Here is a 21,462-nt window from a genome sequence, read left to right as displayed (position 1 = left end):
TTCTAAGAGTGCGATATACAGACGTTCTTGTCGTTAAGACCAAACCGCCCACATATCTCTTCGTTCATCTATCAATTTCAAAGAGCCAGAGACAAAAACCAGACCAGTGCGCCCTAACTTACGGCGCGCCCGCCCAGATCTGCCTCAAATTTTCTGCCTCGCTTCCCGTCCAAGAAACCCTTCCGAGCATCCCGGCCAGTCCGTCTGGCGCCCCGTGCCGCGCTGTCTGCGCCGCCGGTGAAGGGGGTTCTAAGGCGAGTGCTCAGAACCCGCAAGCGCTTTTTGAAAGAAAAATGACGAATGTCTGCATTTTTCACTCAAGCCACTGATTTAAAATGTTTTATTTCGTTGAGTTTTTTAGCAACCAGCGATTTCCCCGCATTGCCTGCCCCAATCAGGACGCCTGCCGCGAAACGAAAACCCCTTATCCACACAGGCCAACGCAACATTTGGTATCGATACCGCAAAACCACACAAATCGACGGTGAATCGGGGGCGATTCAACCCTGCCCCCCACGCCTCCCCCCACGTCTTTCACCGCGTCCCCCAACTGAATGCTCAGGAAAACACGCCCCGCCAGAGGTTGCGCACGACACAGACAAGGGCGCAGCTCCGGGATCTGAAATCGTGCGGGCAAGCATATCCCCTGCTTTGTGCTGTAAGACGAACTCGAACCCGTCTCAGCATGGCCAGAACGCTACACCTTGATGCCGCGTCGAATGACGCCCCTCGGGAAAAGGCGGCTCTTTCCCCTTGAAAGAACAGGCTGTGCCCCGCGTTAAACTCGCCCCCCTGCCCGCCTCATGGGAAGCTCTCCTGACAGAGCGACGCCGTGACATGCAGAACCTGCCCCGCAAAATACGGGGCAAGCTCTCATTTCTACCATACCCGTTTCGAGTCTTTGTCTGTCACACGGCAAGCTCGCGCATCCGGGATGCAAAGCTTCGCGGATCGTAGTCATAGACCCAATCGGTATTGATCCCAGTCGTGCGCGGATCTTCCTTGGCGCGCCGGGCATATTCGGCATCGCGAGCGGCCATCTCCTCCTCGGTCGGCAAATGATAGGTCCGGCCGCGTTCGCGGGCTTCGAGCTGGACTTTCGAGGTGCGCGGACGACGTTCGGCCTCATAGGCCGCGAGGGCTCCGGCCAGATCGTCAGGATAAAGCGCCAGAGCTTCGCCGAGGATATAGCCGTCTTCGATCGCCATGGCCGCCCCCTGCGACAGGAAAGGCAGCATCGGGTGACAGGCATCGCCCAAAAGCGTCACCGCGCCTTTCGTCCAGCTTTCCATCGGGTCGCGGTCGAACAGGCCCCAGTTGTAGACCTCGTCCACCTTGGAGAACAGCTCCGCCAAATCCGGGTGCCAGCCGGCGAAATCGGCGAGCATGTCGTCATGAGACGCCCGCGTACTCCAGCTTTCATCGACCCATTCGGAGGCCTCCGTCACGGCCACGATGTTCACCATCTCGCCGCCTTTGACGTAATAGGTCACCACATGAGCGTTCGGCCCCATCCAGAAGGTGCTGTCGGGATTGACGTAATCCACCACACCGCCCGTCGGCACCAGAGCGCGGTAACATTGATGCCCGGTCCAGCGCAGATCGCCGGTGCCAAAGAGCGAGCCGCGCACGGCAGAGCGCACCCCGTCGGCACCGACAATGAGATCAGCCTCAAACGTGCTGCCATCCTCGAACAGCGCGCGCGCGCCGGTTTCGGTCAACTCAACGCCTGTACATTTCACGCCAAAACGACAGCATTCGGGCGGCAGTTCATTGGCGAACAGATCGAGCAGATCGGCGCGGTGAATGTGGATGTAGGGCGCATCGTAATGGGCCTGAAACTCCGCCCCAAGGTCGATGCGGAAATTTTCCCGCGCGGTTTGCCAGTTGCGTCCGACAATGGCCTTGGGGAAAAAGCCGCTCTCAAGAAAGCGCTCATAAAGCCCAAGCCCCTTGATCGCTTTCACCGCATTGGGGGTCATCTGCACCCCCGCGCCAACCTCGCCAAAGGCGGGGGCCTGTTCGAAAATGGTGACCTCGTGACCTTTCGAGAGCAAAGCATGGGCCGCTGCGGTGCCACCAATGCCACCGCCGATAATACCGATCTTCATGTTTTTTCCTTTTCTTATAGTGTGTTGCGGGCGCTCATTCGCGCCAGCGCAAGAGTTTCTTTTCCACCCGCCCCAAAACGCCGCGTTCCAGAATCTGCATCGCGAGGATGAAAATGATCGCCACAGCAGCCACCTCGCGCATCCGCAGCGTGCGGAAGCTGTTGAAGATCGAGGCGCCGATGCCATCGGGCTGTCCGATGGCTTCAACCACGACGACGAGTTTCCAGGACAGAGCGAAGGAAAAGCGCATCGCGGTCAAAAGTGCGGGCATGAGTTGCGGAATCAGAACCGCACGCAGCCGGACATTGCGCGGCAGGTGATAGATTTGTGCCATTTCATCGAGGCTTTTGTCCCGCGCGTGCACATTGGAGCGCACGATATTGGTGACAAAGGGCGCCACCGCGATGGTGAGCGCAATGAAACCGGCCATTTCGCCCGTGCCGACGGCCAGAATGGCGAAGATGATATAGACCGGGTCCGGCACAGCAAGCGCCAGGGCCAGAAGCGGCTGAAAAAACGCCTCGGCTTTTTCGTTGAGGCCGATGACCAGCCCCAGAATGGCACCCGCGACCGAGGCCGCAAAGAACGATGCGAGGACTCGACCCAAAGTGACAAAGAAGTCGTCCCAGAAGGCCCCGCTCTGAAGGGCACGCCCCATGGCCGAGAATGTGGCTTCGATCGAGGGCACCCAGGGCCGGAAGGCAATCGACATGACATGCCAGATCAGCAGGATCGAGATCAGCGCGATCGCCCCACTGAGAAGACGCGCAGGCACCATGGCGATCCAGTCGCGTTTGCGCACGAACCCGATAGGGTTGGTGAGAGGAAGATCAGGCAACGGAACTCTCCTCTCGCACGGCAAGGCCCCAGGGCGCTTGCACCCGGCGAATGATGTCGGCCTCGACCTCGGCGATGCGGGCATCGTCATAGTCGCGCGGACGCTCAAGCGGCACTTTGTAATCCTCGAAAATCCGTGCCGGACCTTTGGTCAGGATCAGGATACGGTCAGCGAGGAAAACCGCCTCACGGATCGAGTGGGTCACAAAGACGACGGTCGCATTGGTGCGCTGACAAATCCCGGTGAGTTCCTGACGCAACGACCGCGCCGTCACTTCGTCGAGCGTAGAGAGCGGTTCATCCATCAGAATATAAGACGGATCGACCAACAGCGCCCGGGCGATGGAGACGCGCTGGCGTTGGCCGCCCGAAAGGCGCATCGGCCAGGCGTCCTTGAATTGGGAAATGTGCAGGATTGCGAGGATTTCGTCGATCCGCGCCTCCCACGTGTTGCGCGGCACCTCGGAGGCCGCCAGCGCGATCTCAAGGTTCTGGCGCACCGTGCGCCAGGGCAGCAAGCGGTGCGACTGGAACACATAGCCCAGACGCGGCGGTTTTGATCGAGCGGTGAAGAGTTCCTCCTCTTCCACCAACACGCGGCCTTTTGACGGCGCACGCAGACCCGAAATGACATTGAGCATCGAGGATTTGCCACAGCCGGACGGGCCGAGAATGGCGACGAATTCACCGCGCCTGATGTCGAAATCGAGCTGCGCGACAGCCTCGCTCTCGCCATAGGACACGCCGAGATTGACGGCCTTGAGCACTGAGGGACGGGGATCTTGTGTCATTGTTATTCCTTGAGTGTCTGGTTCTCGCAGGCGCCTCTCAGCGCCAGCGGAAGACGTATTTTTCGGCGGTCCGGATCAGGCCGTATTCCGCGAACAGCACAATGGCCATGAAGACAAGGAGCCACAGATGGACCTCGATCATGATCATGTAGCTCCAGGCATGTTCGAACTGCGCGCCAAACCCGGTTTTCGCAGCCCCGAAAATCTCGGCCACCACGATCACCTTCCACGCCAGCGCATGGGCATTGCGCAGGGCGGAGAAAATGTAAGGCGCCACGAAGGGGGCCCAGACATGGCGGATCTTGGTCACAAGTCCGAGGTGATAGACCTGCGCCATTTCATCGAGATCGTGATCGGCGCTGGCCAACCCGTCCCGCAGACCGACAGCCATATAGGGAAAGGTGATGAAGGCCACGACGAGTACATAGCCCGCCTCAGATCCTTTGAAGATCGCCAGAGCGAGGATCGCGGCAATCGCACTTGGCGTGCGCAGCGCTGCGGTCACGTAATAGCTCAGGACATCGCCCAAAAGGCGCGAACGGGTCATCGCGAAGGCGGCCACGAACCCGGCCACAACGCCCATGAGCAATCCGAAGATAACCCGTGCCAGTGTGATGCCGATGTTGCTCCAGGTGTCGGGCTGGGACAGGAAATGCGGCAAGGCCTTGGCAACCGTCACCGGGCTTTCAATGAATGTGGTATTCTGATGCGCCAGAAACCACGCGGGGATGAGGAGCAGGAGGGCCAGATAGGCCCAAACCTGCTTTTGGAGTGCGGTCATCTCACGAACCCGGTTACGGCCGCGGGCCGACGTAATCTTCGAGAGTGACCATCATGCCATCGGGCACGTTTTGGAGCACCTCACCATCCTCGGCCAGTTTTTCGAGAAACGCGGTCGCCGCCGCGCGTTTGTCCTCGGACCAGTCCGTGGTGAAATAGTGATGAGAGGCCCCATTCTCGATCAGCACATCGAGCACGTCATCGCTGGTGATACCGAGTTTCTCGCGGATATAGGGTTTGCGCAGGATCTCGTAATTGGTCTCTTCGAGCATCGCGACCGCCTCGTCATAGGCATCGCGCACGCCGTAGGCCAGCTCCGGGTTGTCCTTGAGCCACTCGCCATGCGCGACCATGTTGGTGATCCAGGGGGCAAAACCGCCATTGAAATCGGCATAGTCGGAATAGGCCTGAAGCAGGTAACGCCCGTCGGTGGCGACGATGGCCTCAGAGACGAAGCTTTCAAAATCGAAAATCGCCTCGACCTCGCCTTCCTTCAGAAGCGAGACAAGCGCCGCAGGGCCGACCTGGGACAGGTCATACTCTTCGAGCACGTCAAAACCGTACATTTCTTCGACGATCAGCCGAATGAACATGGTGGTGCCGCTGTCGGCGCCGAAATGGCCGACCTTCTTGCCTTTCAGATCTTCGGGCGTCTTTGCCTCCGAGTCTCCGGGCACGACGATGCCGAGATAGAGGTTGCCGACCGGATAGAAGGAGGTGATGTCAAACCCCTCCTCGCGGGCGAAAGCCACACCGAGAAGATCGTTGTCCATCGACACATCGGCGTTGCCGATCAGGAAGTTTTGAAAAATGCCTTCGTGCGGCAGATATTCGAAAGTGCCGTCAAAGCCGTATTTCTCATCGAGCCCCTCGCCTTCAATGATCATCATCGGCACCCCGCCGAGACTTCCGGCGACGGCCTGAAGGGTGACTTCGGGCAAATCTTGGGCAAAGACCTGCGCAGAGAGGCAGGTCAAGGCGGTTGCAGTCATACCGCCAAGGATAAAGCGTTTCATTGAGCGTTCCCTGTTGTTGTGCTTATGGGGTGACCATAGGGACGACTCAATTAATTAATCAAGTAATTAATTTTTATCCCGCTCATTTTTATGGAAAAACGGAACACATCATTATAAAAGAGATGGATTATAAAGCAGTGTATGCGCTGAGATGATCAGTCTTTAAGCCGATTGAGAGAGAGCTTGCGCGCAGCATTGCCCAACAGTCACGAACGGGATAACGACTCTGCATGGCACATACGAAACAAAAGCGCGTCGGACGCCCGGAAGGTCAGAGAAATCTGGCCGATAAAATCCTCGACAAGGCAGAGATTCTGTTCGCGGAACAGGGGTATTCCGGCACGACCCTGCGCCAGGTCGCCGACGCCGCCGATGTGACCTCCGCGATGACGGCCTATTATTTCAAGAATAAGGAAAACCTGTTCCGCGAGGTGTTTTTACGCCGCGGGCTCGACATCGCCAAGCAGCGGATGGACCGGCTCATTCTTCTGCAAAACAATGGCGACCTGAGCCTCGTCACGCTTGTACGCGCCTTCCTTCAACCCTCGTCCGATTTGCGCCACACCGATCAGGGGCGCGCGTTTTTGCGGCTGCACGGGCGGCTGCACATGGAACCGGAACCCCTGTCCTTCTCGCTGCGCCGAGAGGTATATGACGACTCCACCCGCGCCTATGTCGAGGCGCTCGTGGCGCTGCTCCCCGAGCAGCCGGAAAAACTGATCTATCAAAAAATGTCGCTGATGGTCGGGGCCTATCTCTATGCGTTTTCCGACACAAACCGGCTCAAGGAACTGGCCATGTCGGAGGATGCGACAGACGATCTTCTCGAAACCACGGTCGCGTTTTCCGTCGGCGGCTTGCTCGCCACCTGAAGCGAAAGCGGCCCCCGGACGCAGGGCATCGCCGGCGAGCCGCAGAATGTCAGGACCGGTTTGGAAAGAGCGGGAGGCAGAGCCTGCGATCATGATCAGCGGCCACGAGACGGCCCCGCCCAAGCCAAGTTCATCAGCCCCTCCTCAAGGGATGTTCTTCAGGCTCTGCTCCGGGTTCTGTTGAGCTTGCGCCCTAATCCCGCGGACGCTCCGGCAGAATTTTACGGACCGGGAAAGCGGCGACATCACAGCGCGCCTGAACCGCCCCCCAGATGCCGCGCTTGTTGATGAGCATGACAGCGATTGCAATCGCCCCCATCAGGATCAGATACCAGCTTCCCCAATCCGCGGCGATCTCTCGCAGCGCAAAGAAGACGAGCACACCGATGATCGGCCCCTCGATGGAACCAAGCCCCCCGATCACCACGATGAAAATCACGAATGCGGTCCATTCATTGACGGAAAACGCCGCGTCCGGCGTGATCCGCAGCTTTTGCAGAAAGATGAACGCACCGGTGAGCGCCGTCACCCCTGCGGTCAGGATGTAAATCAGGAATTTCACCCGACGCGTCACGACCCCCATGGCTTCGGCAGCCGGTTCGCTGTCCCGGATCGCGGTAAGCGCGAGACCCCATTTCGAGCGCAGCAATAGCCAGACCAAGACGACGCTCGCAATGCCGATCCCGAAGGCCAGATAATACATGACCATTTCGCGCCCGTTGCGGCTTTCGGCCAGAGATTTTGCAATCTCGACAGGCAGGGAAATCCCCGAGCCGCCGCCCAAAGCGCCGTTCTGCGCCGCGATCAGGCGAAACACTTCCGCGATAACCCATGTGCCGATCGCAAAATACGCCCCCTGAAGGCGAAAGGCGACCCAGGCCGTCGGCAGGGCAACAAGCGCGGCGGCAATCGCGGCCAGCGGGATCGCAAGCAAAACCGGCATCCCCGCAAACATGGCCAGAGCGAAGAAAAAATAGCCCCCAAGTCCGACCCACGCCTGTTGACCCACGGAAATCAGCCCCGTGTAACCCGCCAGCAGATTCCACATCTGCGCAAGCGCGAGGAAGGACAGCGCCTCCATAAAAAGCCGCAGATCCGCCCGGCTCGCCCACATGGGCGCCAAGGCCAGAGCCAGCACGGCAATGAGCATGATCCCACGCAGAGCAAAAGAGATGTTGCGCGCGGTGTTGGCCGGAGAAATGTCAGTCACAGTCATGTCAAAGCTCACGTCTTGGGAAACAGGCCGCGCGGACGCACGACGAGGAGGGCGAGGAAGACCAGATGGCCCGCGAGGACTTGCGAGCCCGTGTCGATCTGCGCGCCAACGGTTTGCGCAACCCCGAGGATGATGCCGCCGATCAGCGTCCCCCAAAGAGAGCCAAGACCACCGATGATCACGACTTCAAAGGCAAACAACAGCCGTGCAGGCCCCGCAGCAGGGTCGAAATTGGTCTTCATCGCAAGGAAAATCCCGGCAATCGCCACGACGACGGAGGCCAGCGCCGTCGCAATCGCGAAGATATGCGCATTGCTGCCGCCCATGAGCGGAACGATTTCAGGGTCGTCCGACGTGGCCCGCAGCATGCGCCCGAGCGGGGTTTTGTAGAACACGAATTGCAGTCCCGCGATCACCGCCACGGCCGCGAGGAACATCAAAAGCGGCAAGGCCCCGATGGCGAGATCTTCGCTCAGTTTGAAAGACGCCGTGTCGAGCCAGCCTGCCTGAAGTTTCTGGCTGTCGGCGGAGAACACTTCCAGCAAGGCGTTCTGGATGATGATCGACAGGCCGAAAGTGACCAGCACCGGCGGCAGAATATCCTTGCCCAACACCCGGTTGAGCAAAATGCGCTGGTTCAGATAGCCCGCGGCGGCAAGGGCGACGATCACCAAAGGCACGGCAAGCGCCGGGTGGATCGCAAACCCGGTCACCAGGGCGAGAAGCAGATAGGCGGCGGTGATGATAAAATCCCCGTGCGCCATGTTGATAAAGCGCATCACCCCGAACATAAGGCTCAGACCCGCGGCAAAAAGCGCGTAGAGCCCGCCGAGCAAAACGCCCTGCAAAACAGCATTGATCCAGACCATCAGGCCGCCTCCCCTTCGTTTTTCGCGCCGAAATAGGCCGCCGCAATTTGATGTTTCGTAAGAACTGCGGGTTTGCCGGAAAGCGTCACGCGCCCCTCCATAAAACAATAGACCCGATCCGCGACCGCCATCGCCTGCCCCACGTCCTGCTCGACCACGAGGATCGAAGTGCCGCCTTCGCGAATGCGCGGCACGGCCTCGTAAATATCCTTGATCACTTTCGGTGCGAGGCCGAGACTGATTTCATCGCACAGCAAAAGCGTCGGATTGGACATCAGCGCGCGACCGATGGCCACCATCTGCTGTTGCCCGCCCGAAAGCGCTGTGCCGGGGTTGTGTTTCTTGGCGATAAGATCCGGGAAAATCTCATAGACTTTCTCAAGCGACCATGGCCCCGCGCGTTTGCCCGAAGCCCCGATCAGGAGGTTTTCCTCAACGCTGAGCGAGGCGAAGAGCCTGCGCCCCTCCGGCACCATGGCGATCCCGGCCTTGTGGATGCGATCCGCCGCCCACCCGGCGATGTCCTGACCTTCAAAGCGAATGTCCTGCCCTTTGGCGGACAAAAGCCCGGTCAGGGTGCGCAGGAAGGTCGATTTCCCGGCCCCGTTCGAACCGATCAGTGCAACGGTTTCGCCCTGCCCGACGGTGATGTCGACGCCGAACAGCGCCTGAAAATCGCCGTAGAAGGCGGTGAGGTTGCGGGTCTCAAGCAGCGTCGTCATCGACCGAAATCCCCATGTAAATTTCCTGAACGAGCGGGTCTTTCATGACCCGATCGGGCGCGCCTTCGGCGACGATCTTGCCGAAATCGATCACGATCAAACGGCTGACCACCGCGGTGAGCGCATGGACGATATGCTCGATCCAGATGATCGAGACACCCGCGTCGCGAATGTCCTTGATCGTGCCCACAAGGCTTTCGCATTCGGCCTCCGTCAGCCCGCCGGCAATTTCGTCCAGCAACAAAAGCTTCGGCCCCGAGGCGAGCGCACGCGCCAATTCGAGCCGCTTGCGCTCCAACAGCGTCAGCGTGCCTGCGGGACGATTGGCTTTGGGCAACAGCCCGGTCCGCGCGAGAATCTCGCGGCATGCCTGTTCCGCATCATGATGGCCGGAATTGCCGAAATTCGACGCGACCAGAAGGTTCTCATAGACCGTCATCCCGATGAACGGGTGCGGAATCTGGAACGAGCGTGCGACGCCCATGCGACACCGCTCGGCGGCCGATTTACGCGTCACATCCCCGCCGCGAAACGTGATTGTGCCCGCAGACACCGGAAGCGTCCCGCCGATCAGGTTGAACAGCGTGGATTTACCCGCGCCGTTCGGCCCGATGATGCCGAGCGCTTCGCCGTCGGCGAGTTCAATATTGATGTTATCGGCCACTTTCAGCGCGCCGAAGCTCTTCTGGACGCCGTCCAGAGCCAGAATTGTAGACATATCGCTCTCCGTGTCAGCCCGGCAGGGCCGGATCGGGAGAGGGTCCCCCCCTCTCCCTCTACTCTCAGCCGATGGGCTTCATCTCACCGGTGAGCGGGATCTCCGGGTGATCGCCGTTCTCGACGATCTTGAGCACCGGTTTGCCGCCTTCCATATGCCACTGCCCGCCGACGAGCGGCGTTTTTGCGACATTCGGCACCGGGCCGTTTGCGAAGTTGATATGGCCCACGACGGTCTCGACATCGGTCGCGGCCAGAGCGGCGGCAATGCTGTCGGGGTCGGTCGGGTCCTCCGAGCGCTGGAGCGCATTGAGCGTCACTTCGAAGAGCGAATGCTTGAAGCCCAAAGGCATGGTCCAGGCATTGCCGGTCTGCGCCTCGTAATCGGCGGCGAGATCCGCGGAGCTCTGCCCCGTGAAGGTCGAGGAGAACGGATGTTGCGGCGACCACCAGACCTCGACCGACAGCCCGTCCGCACGGTCGCCCAGCGGCGCCACGGCCTGCGGGAATTCCGTGGCTTTCGCGGCTTGCATGACCTTCGGGTTGAACCCTTGCTGTGCGGCCTGCGTCCAGAAGGTGACAAAATCCGGCGGGATCATCACGCCGGTGACAATCTCGACACCTGCATCCTTGAAGGCTGCGATCTGGGCCGAGAAATCGTCAGACATATTTTGATAACGGCCCGTATCGACAAGCTGATAGCCCCGTTCCGTCATCACCGGCGGGAAGCCGAGTTTGGGATCGGACCAGCCGTTGCCATCGGGGTCATTGGGCCAGAGCGCGCCGACGATCTTGTTGGTGTCGAGCATATCCCATTGGTTGATGAACGTGGAGATCACGTCCTCAAGCCCCCAGAAGAAGTGATAGGTATACTGGAACCCTTTCTCCGGGTTGCCGCCACGGCCAAAGAAATGCGGCTGCCAGGGCGTGTCGTTGGTGACACAGGGAACGCCGTTGAGTTCCGCCTGATCGGCCACCGGGTTGGTGGTGTCGGGCGTCGAGGTGGCGGTCAGGATCGTGACTTCCTCATCGAAGATCAGCTCCTGAGCGGCGGAAGACGCACGGTTGGAGCTCGACTGGCTGTCTTTGACAACAAACTCGACCGGGTGTTTCGTGCCGTTGACCATCAGCCCGTCGCCAATGGCCTTGGCGTAGGTCTCCAATGTGTAACGATCGCTTTCCGCAAAAATCGCAAGCGGTCCGGTCTGCGGGCTGACAAAGCCAATCTTGATCGGTTTCGGCGATGCGATGGCGGGGCTGGCAAGACCGCCCGCCGCCGTCACAAGGCCAGCAGCCCCCGAGGTTCTCAAAAAGCCCCGGCGGGACAGGTTCGTGTTCGACATAGATTTTCCTCCTCCATTGTGGAAGACCTCCGGCCTTCCAAATCGCTGTCGTTTTTCGTTTCAACGGATGGTGATCCGTCTGGTCTTGGGTCCTCTTCTTCCCTGCGGGCTCCTCTTCCCGCATGTTTCGCCTTGGCTTTCGGATCAGTCCGATTGCCGCTCAGATGCTTTCGCCGTCAGGCTGGCCTCGATCGCCGGAACCGTGCGGTGGATGTGCTCGATGGTCAGTTTTTCCGCGAGATCGGCATCCCGGCTCACCACGGCATCGAAAATGGCCTGATGTTCGCCGCGCACATCGCGCGGTATGCTCCGGTCCGCGATGGAAATGCGCAGATAGCGCACCGAATGATTGTAAAGAATGCCCCGGAAATTCAGCAGCCAGTCATTCTCGCAGGCTGCGATCATGGCGTTGTGAAACGCGCGGTTGCGCATCTCCCATTCCGCAACGCGCTGTTTGTCGCGGATCGGCATGTCCGTTTCGATCCTGGCCAGATGATGATGCGCCGCCACAAAAGCATTCTCCCACGCCTCATCCCCCAGCTCGATCGAGGCGCGCACAGCGCGGGCTTCGAGCATGGCGCGCATTTCCACGATGGATTTGAAGTCCTTCAAGGACGCCGCCGCCGAGCGAAAGCCGCGCTGGCCCTCCGTGGTGACAAGATTTTCGACCAAAAGCCGCGAAAGCGCCTCCCTTACGGTCGAGGCCCCCACGCCGAGCTTCTGGCGCAAATCCTCGACACGCAGCCGCGTCTCGGGAGCAATGTCCCCGACCAAAATCGCTCTGTGCAGATCACGATAAACCTGTTCGATGGCCGTCCGCGCCCTCGATTCTGGTGCTATTTCATTGATATTGTCTGAAAAAGACATATCCCCCCCCGGATTTCCCCAAGAAAGAGGCTATCCGAGAGGCCATTTAAAAAACAACGTTAAAATACAATAAAAACGAGATTTGTGGATTTCCGTGCAAATATCGTTTTGTGACACGGCTCAAATCGTAAATACGCCGTCCCTCGCGAGACATTTTCTTGAACCTCCCGGATTTGGGAAGAAGCACATGTTCCTGTCGAAGGATCAACGCGAGATCAGACGTCATGACGAAGACTGCGATAAGCCGACGGAATAGGTCATGTCGCCAAGAGCGGAACGTGGTGAAGCAGGTCTGCTCAATACGCCGCCCCTCCCCAAGCGGCATCAAACCGCGACACGTTCATTTCACAGAGAACACCTCCGGGGGTCTCAGCTGGTGCTCTCCATTTTCTCGGGCACGTCGAGTATGACCGCTCAGACGGGCGGGACTTCGACCAATTGCTCAGCTATAAGGACGACATAAATCTCGAGGCCAAACGGGGCGAATGGGATCTCCCACCGTCCACATTGAGCGCACAATGGAACACACCTTACGGGGGGCCTCAGGGACAAGCGCTCCTCACCCGTTGGATGTCTCGCGAGAAACCGCACCTTACAGCTTGGCCAGATCATCGCTTTCGGGCTCACGAGCCCGATTGAAGCCAAAATCGTCGAGTACCGCCAGAAAAGCCGGAGTTACGAACAGCGTCATTAAGGTCGCACCAGCAAGACCGAATGCGAGGCTGGCCACGATCGGCCGCAGGAATTGCGCCTGCGTGCTTTGTTCGAACAACAACGGCCCGAGCCCTGCCACCGTGGTCAGCGACGTGAGGAAAATCGCCCGGAACCGGTCCCGAACGGCCTCGCGCCCGGCTTCGAACATCTCTGCCCCGGACGCACGGCGCTCGCCGATGAAGGCGTCCAAAAGGATCGCGTTGTTCACCACGACCCCCACCAGCGTCGCCAAGCCAACCAGACTCGGCAGGGAAATCGCAAGCCCAAGCAACATATGCCCCCAGATCACCCCGACAAGGCTCAGCGGGATCGACACGATCACCGCGAAGGGCCGGATGAAACTGCCCATGTAGAAGGCCAAAAGCAGGTAGACGCCGACGATCCCGGTCATCATGTTTTGCCCCAAAGAAGCACCCGTCGTCGCGGTATCCTCGGCCTCGCCCAAGATCTGAACGCTGACGCCGGGGCGCTTGGCCGCCAGTTCGGGCAGGTAATCGGCCCGCATGGCCTGCATCAGTTCGCGTGCGTTGGCGATGGCGGGATTGATCGAGCCCTGCACGGACACCGCCCGCTGACCGTTCACATGCGTGATCGTGTTGTAGCCACGTGTTCGGGTCACATCCGCAACCGCAGACAAGGGCACAAGCGTGCCGGTCGTGCTCGGCACCTGAAGCGACAGGACGTCCTCCAAAGCATCCCGATCCTCGCCCGCAAGCCGTGCCACGATGTCGATCTGACCGTAGCGATCCGAGAAGGACACCGCACTATCGCCCCGGAAGGCGGCGCGCAGCTCTGCGGCCAGGGCTTGTGGTGTCACGCCCAGAAGGGCCGCAGCCCCCGGGTGCATCTGCACAACGATCTCGGGTTTACCGGGTCTCAGGTCGAAACTCACATCGCGCACCCCGTCGAAATCCCGGAAAAACCGACGCAGTTCACGGGCAGTGACCGCCAGATCGTCAAGATCGTCGCCCACGAGGCGCAGGTCAATCGGCTTGCCGCCTGCCCCACGCTCCTTATCCGTAAACCGCATCGCGGCCATATCCGGCATCGCGCCCGTGAGTTTTTTCCACCGATCGACGATATCCGTCACCTCGGTCGTGCGCACGCCTGCGGGCAAAAGCGCGGCGCTGACCGTCGCCATGTTCGGCCCGGTGCTCGGCGCATCCGCGTTAAAGCCGTAGGTGATCGTGTAGCTTGTCACCAAGGGCTGACCGTCCGGCTGATCCGGGCTCCACTCCGCGTTGAGCTGGTCGAGCCCTTTGATCACCTTGGCCACGCGCTGTTCGGTGCGCTCCAGCGTTGCCCCTTCGGCGAGCAAAAGCCGCGCTTCGACCGTATCGCTCTCCAAACTCGGAAAACTCTGATATTTGATGAAGCCACCGGTGTAGGCTGCCATCGACACCGCCACGAGGAACACCGCAAGCCCCAGCGTCAGGTAGCGAAAGCGCAAGGCGAGATCGGCCAGAGGTACGATCACCCGATCCCGCAGCGCATCGAACGCCCCGTTCACGGCCCGGTTGATCCGCCCCGGACGATAGTCCCGCGCCAAAGAATGACGCATATGCGAGGGCAGGATCAGGAAGGCCTCGATCAGACTCACCGTCAGGGTGATCAGCAAAACGATGGGAATATACTTCAGGATCGCGCCAATGCTGCCTGTCAGAAGCCCAAGCGGCCCGATCACCATCGCCGTGGTCAGGAAGGAAGCCAGAACACCGGGGCCGACCTGTTTCACGCCATTCACCGCCGCCAGCGCCGCGCTTTCCCCGGTCTGTCTGCGCCGCACGATATTTTCTGAAATCACGATGGCGTCGTCCATCAAAAGACCGATCGCCACCAACAGCGCCACCATGGTCATCATGTTGATCGTGTAGCCCAGAAGCTGCATCGCGAAAATTGCGCCAAGAAACGAGACCGGCAACCCCATAGCCACCCAGAAGGACAAGCGCGCGCCAAAGAACAGCCACATCACCACGAGCACAAGGATCAAGCCTTGAACCCCATTGTCGCCGATGATGCGCAACCGGTCGCGGATGTTGGAGGTCGAATCCTGAGAGATCGTGAGAGTGATATCTCCCGGTGCCTCGGCCTGTGCGATGACGATCTGGCGATCGAGCGCCGCCTTGACCCGCAAAGCATCCTGAGACGCCGTTTTCGACACCGCGACGATCGCCGCGCGGTCATGGCCGAAATAGGTCGCCTGCGACGGATCGTCGAACCCCGCACGGATCTCCGCCACATCGCCCAGACGGACCTCTCCGCCCGCATCGCTGTTGGCAATCGGGATCTCCGCCAGCTCAGAAGGGGTGCGCTTTTCCCCGAGAAACCGGATCGCGGTCTCGCCCGTCGCGCCCTCGAGCGTTCCGGCGGGCATATCCAGACTGTAGCGCGTCAAAGTCGTTACGACATCGCCGATATCGAGGCCAAAGCGTTGCAGGTCGGCCTGTTTGAAGGCGACGGAAATCTCGCGATCCGAGAAGCCGTTGACATCGACCTGCGAAATATTCGGATCGGCCCGGAGCCGTTCGGCGAGCTGCTGCGCATAGGCAAAAAGAACAGCCGGATCGTCCGGTCCGGTCACGGCGACCGAAGACACCGAGGCTACGCGCTCGACAATCTGGGTCACCGGATCGTCCGCCTTTTCCGGGAAGTTTGAGACGGCATCCACCGCGTCTTTGACGTCATTGTAAAAGCGCGTCATATCCGCACCTTCGATGATCTCGGCCGTGATTTGCGCCGCGTTGTCACGGGCGATACAGGTCAACTCTGCAAGGTTCTCGACCCGCATCAGCGGCACTTCCGCGACCGTGCAAATCCCCCGCTCGACTTCCGACGGGCTCGCGCCCGGATAAGAGATCCGAACCGACACATCCGACGGCGGGGTCAGCGGGAAGGTATCGCGCTGCAATTTGGGCAGGGCCAAAAGCCCAAGCCCCATCAGAGCAATCATCAGGATATTGGCCGCCGTGCGATGTTCAGCAAACAGTCGGATCATTGCGAGGCTCCCTGACCGCCGCCATTGCCCTGGCCACCGCCGTTACCTTGGCCGCCGCCAGCGCCTGCCGGGGCTGCGACCTGTCCAAGTGCAGCCGCTGCGATCTCGGCCTTACGAGCGTCGTCTTCAACGGGTTTGACAGCCATGCCCGGCACGGCAATCGACGGATCGGTGATGACAATCTGGTCCCCCGGTTGCAGGCCTTTCGTCACAACGGCAATGTCATCCGACGCAAACCCGGTCTCCACCGGTCGTTTCTCCAGCTTCCCCTCCGTGGAAACAACAAGCGCCGTCCCGTTCTGCACCGCCTCGACCGGCACGACCAGCACACTTTGTTTCGGCGCCAAAAGCTCCACCTGAACGAACATGTTGCGCCGCAGGGGCGGCCGTTTGCCCGCTTCGCTTTGCGACAACGGATCGACAACGCGGACCACCACCGGCGCGCTTTGCGTCTGGCTGTCGATGGCTTCTCCGACGCGCACGACCTCGGCGGGCCAGATCACATCATGACCGGGCGCGGTCAGGCTTACCCGCGCTTTCAGATCCAGAACGCTTGCCCCCTCCTCCATCATCCGCAGAAGCGGCCCGATCCGCCCGATCGGGAATTGCGCCGCGATATCCACCGCGTCGATGCTCTCCCCGCTCAAAAGCGTCTGACCGGAACCGACATATTGACCGAGATCGGCATCCAGTTCGCTGACGCGCAGGTCATAGGGGGCAGTGATCTCAGCAAACCCCAGATTGCGCACAACGGAGGCCCGCTGCGTCGCAAGCACCTCCCGCTCGGCAACGTTCAATGCGATCTGGTTCTCCAGCTCCGTCACCGAGGCCCGCGCCGACAATTCCTGCCGCCGCGCGGTATCCACTGCGGTCTGGCTCGCCACACCTTGGGACTTTAACTGTTCCTGCCGGGCCAGATCATCCTGCGCCAGCGCCAGATCGATTTTCGCGAGTTCAAGGCTGGCCCGGATCGTTTGATCCTTGAGTTCGGAAGCGGAAACCTCCGCATCGATAGTCGCAAGATCGAGCTTGAGCTCACTGTCGTCGATCCGGAAAAGCACCGTCCCTTCGGAGACGATATCCCCCGGTGCCAGAGGCGTTGCCTGTTCGACCACCTCCCCGGAAATCCGCGCCACAGCGCGCCACTCCCGCACCGGCTCGACGGAGCCATACCCCCTGACCCTCAGCACGGTGGGGAGTGCCTCAACCGTGATCACCCGCACCGGGGACGGCTTTTGCGTCACCGCAGAGGGCTCCGGCAACGTGCTGAAATTACCGGCATATATGACGGCAAGGACGCCCAATGCCGCCGGCGCTCCAAAAGATGCCGCACGTCCGATCAATTTCATCATGCTCTAAATCCCCCAGCGTTTCGAAAGGATGCTCGCCTACAGCCAAGAATCCCGCCCGCGCAGGTTAAGAGACGTCGGAGAACCTGTCACACACATATTTATTTTTGTGAATTTTTCGCGAGAAACGAATGACCCGACGCAGCATTGAGCCTCCCCATTTGAACGGCTCCCCCTATCGGCTATGGAGGACCGGCTATGGCCAACAAGCGGACGAACGGTTGAGAAGGGTTGTGTCAGATCTGACGCTCGACAAGCTCCTCTTCACGGAGGCCGCAAAGGGAGTGAGAACCATCTCAGACACGGGCGGAACCTTCAGCCCCGCCGGTCGTCGTGCTTGCATCGACCATGTCCGCTCCCGGCATTACGTTTCGGAACGGCGTTTGTGCCGGGTGCTGGGGCAACATCGTCGTCACAGAGGCGTATTCCTCCGGGACGCGTCGATGAAGACAGGCTTGTCGCCGCCATGATCGGGTTGGCCCGCCAATACGGACGCTCCGGCGACCGCAGGGTTGCCGTTATTCTCGGAGAGGGATTTCGTGCATTGCCGAACCGATAACGGCAAGGTCTTCCGGACGCTGAATGTCATCCATGAATTCAGCCGCGAATGTTTGGCGATCGAGGTAAAACGCAAACTGAACTCGACAGATGTTATCGGTGTTCCGACAGACCTCTTTATCTTGCGGGGCGAGCACCAGCCTTCATTCCCCCGACGTTGCCGGTGTGGTGCCATTGGTTTGAGCCCAATGGGCGACGGACCTGAGTTCGTCGCGCTGGCCGTCAGAAACTGGATCGGAACTGTCGGTTTGCAGACCGCCGACATCGAGCCAGGCAGCCCAACGCGAACCGCTTCAGGCAGGGGCACATTCTGAACCGGATTGCAATTACGGGCTGACTGCACACAGTCCCGCTAGGTCCCGACCCCAAGGCGCCGCCGGAAAAATTCACCGTATACGGACAAATCGTCAGCGCGTAGCCTGCGGGGAAGGCAGGCGGTGGCATAGAGGGCAGCGGCACAAACCAATTTAAGTATATGCTTTTGGAAACAGTAGCGCGATATCAAGCACAAGCTGCACGACAATATGAACACCTTATCATTGTCAGAAGCAACACAGCATCAATGGTGTAGAATGCATCGCACAGGCCCCGGATTGTGACGGAATCACAGAGTTCGCGGCACAAGGTATATACTTGTGAGGCAGCATCACGGTATCGGGGTTACAAAGCCGCTTTCCTTGACTATGACAGAACGGGAACGGCAGCGCGAGGGGCGACGAGTACGAGCATGGCGATAGAAAAATCAGATACGCTGCACGGCCGGATCCTCGAAGAATTCTCGCGCAATATCGTCGATGGCACATGGCCGCCGGGGTATCTTTTGCCGAAAGAGACCGAATTGGCGGAGCAATACGGCGTTTCGCGGATGACGATGAACAAGGTGCTGACCCGCCTTGCCTCCGAAGGGTTCGTGATCCGTCGCAAGCGCAGCGGCACCGTTGTCGCGCAGCCACGCGCGGAATCTGCGGTGCTTGCAATCAACAATATCGGCGAAGAAGTGGCAGCACTCGGGCGGCGGTACAAATGGTCCCTTCTGTCAAGCGAGAGCCGCGCGAGCAATGCGCAGGATCGTCGGCTTTTGGGCCTGAACGAAGACGAGGCAAAGGACAAGTCCCTGTTCTTGCAGGGGCTGCACTTTTCGAACGACGAACCCTTTTGTCTCGAAACCCGGGCGATCAACACAAAAATGGTGCCCGGTGCCTTGGACGTAGATTTCGAAAAAGATGTGCCCGGGGCGTGGCTCTTGACCACCATGCCCTGGACCAAGGCGCGCCATCATGTGCGTGCGATCAATGTCTCCGGGCGCGATGCGACGCTCTTGGAATTGCCCGTCGGTGCGGCCTGTCTCGAAGTTTTACGCCGAACGCAGATTGATGCCCATTGGGTGACCTGCGCACGATTGCTCTATCCGGGCGAGGCGCATCAACTGATCGCCGAATTCGACGGCAAACTCGGGGGCTGATCTCAGGCCTGCCGGCGAACGGCCAGAACAAGCGCACCCACGGGAACAGTGGTCTTACCGAGGGGCAGTTCTTGAAGGTCGTGGCGTTTCAATCCGAGTGCACAGTGATCCTCCAAGGCAAAAAGATAGGCGGCAACAAGGCCTTCGTCCGCAACCTCTTCGCCGCTTTGATAGACCGCGCCTTTGAGAGGCGCACGCACCATCAGGTTGAGATCGAGAAGTGCTTCATTCAGAAGCTCGGCAACACAGGGCATCTCCCCCGAAAAGGCATGCGGCACCCCATCCGGGGCACAATCGATGATCTGACCGTCCTCAAATCTCAGACGCATTGCGCCACCTTCGATCACGGTGAGCACACGGTCGATGCCGGGAAATATGGAAAACGGACCGGATTGGCCGACTTTGGCCGTGCTGATCCGCCAGTCGAAATCATCGAACCCCGCACCCTCGGGATGACAAAGGATTTCTGCGGTCTCGCCGCCGCCATTTTTCCAAGGGGCGAAGCGACGCTCCGCCCCGGAATAAAGACGCGCCATCAGCCAAGAATCCGCGGCAGGCGCAGACCATGTGCTTTTGCGCATGCGATGGCTTCGGGATAGCCCGCATCGGCATGACGCCAGACGCCGGACGCCGGATCGTTCCACAGCACGCGTTCAAGCCGTTTCGCGGCCTCGGGCGTGCCATCGGCGCAGATCACCACGCCGGCGTGTTGCGAAAAGCCCATACCAACGCCTCCGCCATGGTGGATCGACACCCAGGTCGCCCCCGAGGCGGTGTTGGTCAGCGCGTTGAGAAGCGGCCAGTCGGAAACCGCGTCCGAACCGTCTCTCATCGCTTCGGTCTCCCGGTTCGGCGAGGCCACGGAGCCTGCGTCGAGGTGATCGCGCCCGATCACCACCGGGGCTTTCAGCTCGCCATTGGCCACCATCTCATTGAACTTGAGACCCGCACGGTGGCGGTCGCCGAGACCGATCCAGCAAATCCGCGCCGGGAGACCTTGGAAGGCAATGCGCTCCTGCGCCATATCGAGCCAGCGGTGCAGGCCCTCGTTCTCCGGGAACAGCTCTTTCATCGCCTGATCGGTCTTGTAGATGTCTTCGGGGTCGCCAGAGAGCGCCGCCCAACGGAATGGCCCGATGCCTTTGCAGAACAAAGGCCGGATATAGGCGGGCACAAAGCCGGGGAAGGCAAAGGCGTTTTCCAAGCCCTCTTCCTGCGCCATCTGGCGAATGTTGTTGCCATAATCGAGCGTCGGCACGCCCGCGTTCCAAAAGCCGACCATGGCTTCGACATGATCCTTCATCGAGGCACGCGCGGCGCGGTTCACCGCCGCCGGATCGCTTTCCTGTTTGGCACGCCATTCGGCGACGCTCCAACCCTTGGGCAGGTAACCGTGGAACGGGTCATGGGCCGAGGTCTGATCGGTGACGATGTCCGGGCGACCGTTGGGCAGGGCTTCGCCTGCCTGCATCCGGCGCAGGATTTCGGGGAAAATCTCGGCGGCGTTTCCGATGAGCGCCACGGATTTCGCCTCGCCCGCCTTGGTCCAGCGCTCAATCATCGCCAGCGCCTCATCGAGGTCATGGGTCTTCTCGTCGCAATAGCGGGTGCGGATGCGGAAATCGGCGCGGGTTTCGTCGCATTCCACGGCAAGGCAACAAGCGCCCGCCATGACGGCGGCCAGAGGCTGTGCGCCGCCCATGCCGCCGAGGCCCCCGGTAAGAATCCATTTGCCGGTCAGATTGCCACCGTAATGCTGACGCCCCGCTTCTGCGAAGGTCTCGTAAGTGCCCTGCACGATGCCCTGCGCACCGATGTAGATCCACGACCCGGCGGTCATCTGACCGTACATCATCAGGCCTTTTTTATCGAGCTCGTTGAAATGTTCCCAATTGGCCCAGTTCGGCACAAGGTTCGAGTTGGCGATCAGGACCCGCGGCGCATCCGCATGGGTGCGCACAATGGCAATCGGTTTGCCGGATTGCACCAGAAGCGTCTCATCGGCCTCCAAATCCTTGAGTGCTTCGACAATGGCGTCGAAATCGTCCCATGTTCGCGCCGCACGCCCGATGCCGCCATAGACGACCAGCTCATGCGGGTTCTCGGCCACATCCGGGTGCAGGTTGTTCATCAGCATCCGAAGCGGCGCCTCGGTGAGCCAGCTTTTGGCGTTCAGCTCGGTGCCGGTCGGCGGAAAGATGTCGCGTTGATTATGGCGGGGATTGGTCATCGGTTCAGGCCTT

The 21,462-nt window shown here is 60.1% G+C and carries 17 protein-coding genes and 1 pseudogene; 3 read left to right on the top strand and 15 right to left on the bottom strand.

Going from position 1 to position 21,462, the window contains the following annotated elements; translation table 11 throughout:
• Nucleotides 1-908: 908 nt before the first annotated feature.
• From V1471_RS03365 to V1471_RS03345, 5 genes are read right to left on the bottom strand one after another with little or no spacing between them, the layout of a single operon-like run.
• Nucleotides 909-2,111: an FAD-dependent monooxygenase gene (locus tag V1471_RS03365; RefSeq protein WP_434286894.1), complete on the bottom strand. Its 1,203-nt coding sequence runs from the start codon at nt 2,109-2,111 to the stop codon at nt 909-911.
• A 34-nt stretch (nt 2,112-2,145) separates the two neighbouring features.
• Nucleotides 2,146-2,949 carry an ABC transporter permease gene (locus V1471_RS03360; RefSeq protein ID WP_434286893.1) on the bottom strand — a complete coding sequence of 268 codons (804 nt, stop codon included), beginning with the start codon at nt 2,947-2,949 and terminating at the stop codon, nt 2,146-2,148.
• Nucleotides 2,942-3,739 carry an ABC transporter ATP-binding protein gene (locus V1471_RS03355; protein ID WP_434286892.1) on the bottom strand — a complete coding sequence of 266 codons (798 nt, stop codon included), beginning with the start codon at nt 3,737-3,739 and terminating at the stop codon, nt 2,942-2,944. The genes V1471_RS03360 and V1471_RS03355 overlap by 8 nt, the downstream gene beginning before the upstream one ends.
• Nucleotides 3,740-3,776: 37 nt before the next feature.
• Nucleotides 3,777-4,520 (bottom strand): ABC transporter permease, encoded by a 744-nt coding sequence (locus V1471_RS03350; protein ID WP_434286891.1) that lies wholly within the window; start codon nt 4,518-4,520, stop codon nt 3,777-3,779.
• 13 nt (nt 4,521-4,533) lie between these two features.
• Nucleotides 4,534-5,535: an ABC transporter substrate-binding protein gene (locus V1471_RS03345; RefSeq protein WP_434286890.1), complete on the bottom strand. Its 1,002-nt coding sequence runs from the start codon at nt 5,533-5,535 to the stop codon at nt 4,534-4,536.
• A gap of 230 nt (nt 5,536-5,765) precedes the next feature.
• Here V1471_RS03345 and V1471_RS03340 point away from each other — a divergent pair, with 230 nt between their 5' ends.
• The gene (locus V1471_RS03340) at nt 5,766-6,407 is read left to right on the top strand and encodes a TetR/AcrR family transcriptional regulator (protein ID WP_434286889.1); all 642 of its coding nucleotides are present in this window, start codon (nt 5,766-5,768) and stop codon (nt 6,405-6,407) included.
• Nucleotides 6,408-6,600: 193 nt separating this feature from the next.
• On the opposite strand, the gene V1471_RS03335 is transcribed toward V1471_RS03340, so the two are convergent.
• The 8 genes from V1471_RS03335 to V1471_RS03300 form a co-directional block, all read right to left on the bottom strand.
• The gene (locus tag V1471_RS03335; RefSeq protein ID WP_434286888.1) at nt 6,601-7,623 is read right to left on the bottom strand and encodes a branched-chain amino acid ABC transporter permease; all 1,023 of its coding nucleotides are present in this window, start codon (nt 7,621-7,623) and stop codon (nt 6,601-6,603) included.
• 8 nt (nt 7,624-7,631) lie between these two features.
• Entirely contained in the window at nt 7,632-8,492 is an 861-nt protein-coding gene (locus V1471_RS03330; protein WP_107817946.1) for a branched-chain amino acid ABC transporter permease, read from the bottom strand.
• The gene (locus tag V1471_RS03325) at nt 8,492-9,214 is read right to left on the bottom strand and encodes an ABC transporter ATP-binding protein (protein ID WP_434286887.1); all 723 of its coding nucleotides are present in this window, start codon (nt 9,212-9,214) and stop codon (nt 8,492-8,494) included. Before V1471_RS03325 ends, V1471_RS03330 begins: the two co-directional genes overlap by 1 nt.
• Nucleotides 9,198-9,932, bottom strand: coding sequence for an ABC transporter ATP-binding protein (locus V1471_RS03320; RefSeq protein WP_434286886.1), 735 nt, complete (start codon nt 9,930-9,932; stop codon nt 9,198-9,200). The genes V1471_RS03325 and V1471_RS03320 overlap by 17 nt, the downstream gene beginning before the upstream one ends.
• Nucleotides 9,933-9,996: 64 nt before the next feature.
• Nucleotides 9,997-11,274: an ABC transporter substrate-binding protein gene (locus V1471_RS03315; RefSeq protein WP_434286885.1), complete on the bottom strand. Its 1,278-nt coding sequence runs from the start codon at nt 11,272-11,274 to the stop codon at nt 9,997-9,999.
• A gap of 144 nt (nt 11,275-11,418) precedes the next feature.
• Complete coding sequence (locus V1471_RS03310; protein WP_434286884.1) at nt 11,419-12,141, bottom strand: GntR family transcriptional regulator; 723 nt, start codon at nt 12,139-12,141, stop codon at nt 11,419-11,421.
• A 592-nt stretch (nt 12,142-12,733) separates the two neighbouring features.
• The gene (locus V1471_RS03305; protein ID WP_434286883.1) at nt 12,734-15,850 is read right to left on the bottom strand and encodes an efflux RND transporter permease subunit; all 3,117 of its coding nucleotides are present in this window, start codon (nt 15,848-15,850) and stop codon (nt 12,734-12,736) included.
• Nucleotides 15,847-17,202 (bottom strand): efflux RND transporter periplasmic adaptor subunit, encoded by a 1,356-nt coding sequence (locus V1471_RS03300; RefSeq protein ID WP_434286882.1) that lies wholly within the window; start codon nt 17,200-17,202, stop codon nt 15,847-15,849. The genes V1471_RS03305 and V1471_RS03300 overlap by 4 nt, the downstream gene beginning before the upstream one ends.
• 530 nt (nt 17,203-17,732) lie before the next feature.
• On the opposite strand from V1471_RS03300, the pseudogene V1471_RS03295 reads away from it, so the two are divergent.
• Nucleotides 17,733-18,038: pseudogene (locus tag V1471_RS03295) on the top strand (hypothetical protein); the annotation flags it as partial.
• A gap of 446 nt (nt 18,039-18,484) precedes the next feature.
• Nucleotides 18,485-19,219 (top strand): UTRA domain-containing protein, encoded by a 735-nt coding sequence (locus tag V1471_RS03290; protein WP_434286881.1) that lies wholly within the window; start codon nt 18,485-18,487, stop codon nt 19,217-19,219.
• A 2-nt stretch (nt 19,220-19,221) separates the two neighbouring features.
• Here the strand turns inward: V1471_RS03290 and V1471_RS03285 are convergent, their stop codons facing one another.
• On the bottom strand, nt 19,222-19,755 hold the full coding sequence (locus tag V1471_RS03285) for a HutD/Ves family protein (RefSeq protein ID WP_434286880.1): 534 nt from the start codon (nt 19,753-19,755) through the stop codon (nt 19,222-19,224).
• Nucleotides 19,755-21,449: a urocanate hydratase gene (gene hutU, locus V1471_RS03280; protein WP_434286879.1), complete on the bottom strand. Its 1,695-nt coding sequence runs from the start codon at nt 21,447-21,449 to the stop codon at nt 19,755-19,757. Before hutU ends, V1471_RS03285 begins: the two co-directional genes overlap by 1 nt.
• Nucleotides 21,450-21,462: the final 13 nt, after the last annotated feature.

Source organism: Celeribacter sp. SCSIO 80788, assembly GCF_051054295.1.
Classification (GTDB): domain Bacteria; phylum Pseudomonadota; class Alphaproteobacteria; order Rhodobacterales; family Rhodobacteraceae; genus Celeribacter.
This window is presented reverse-complemented; position numbering and strand designations above follow the sequence as displayed.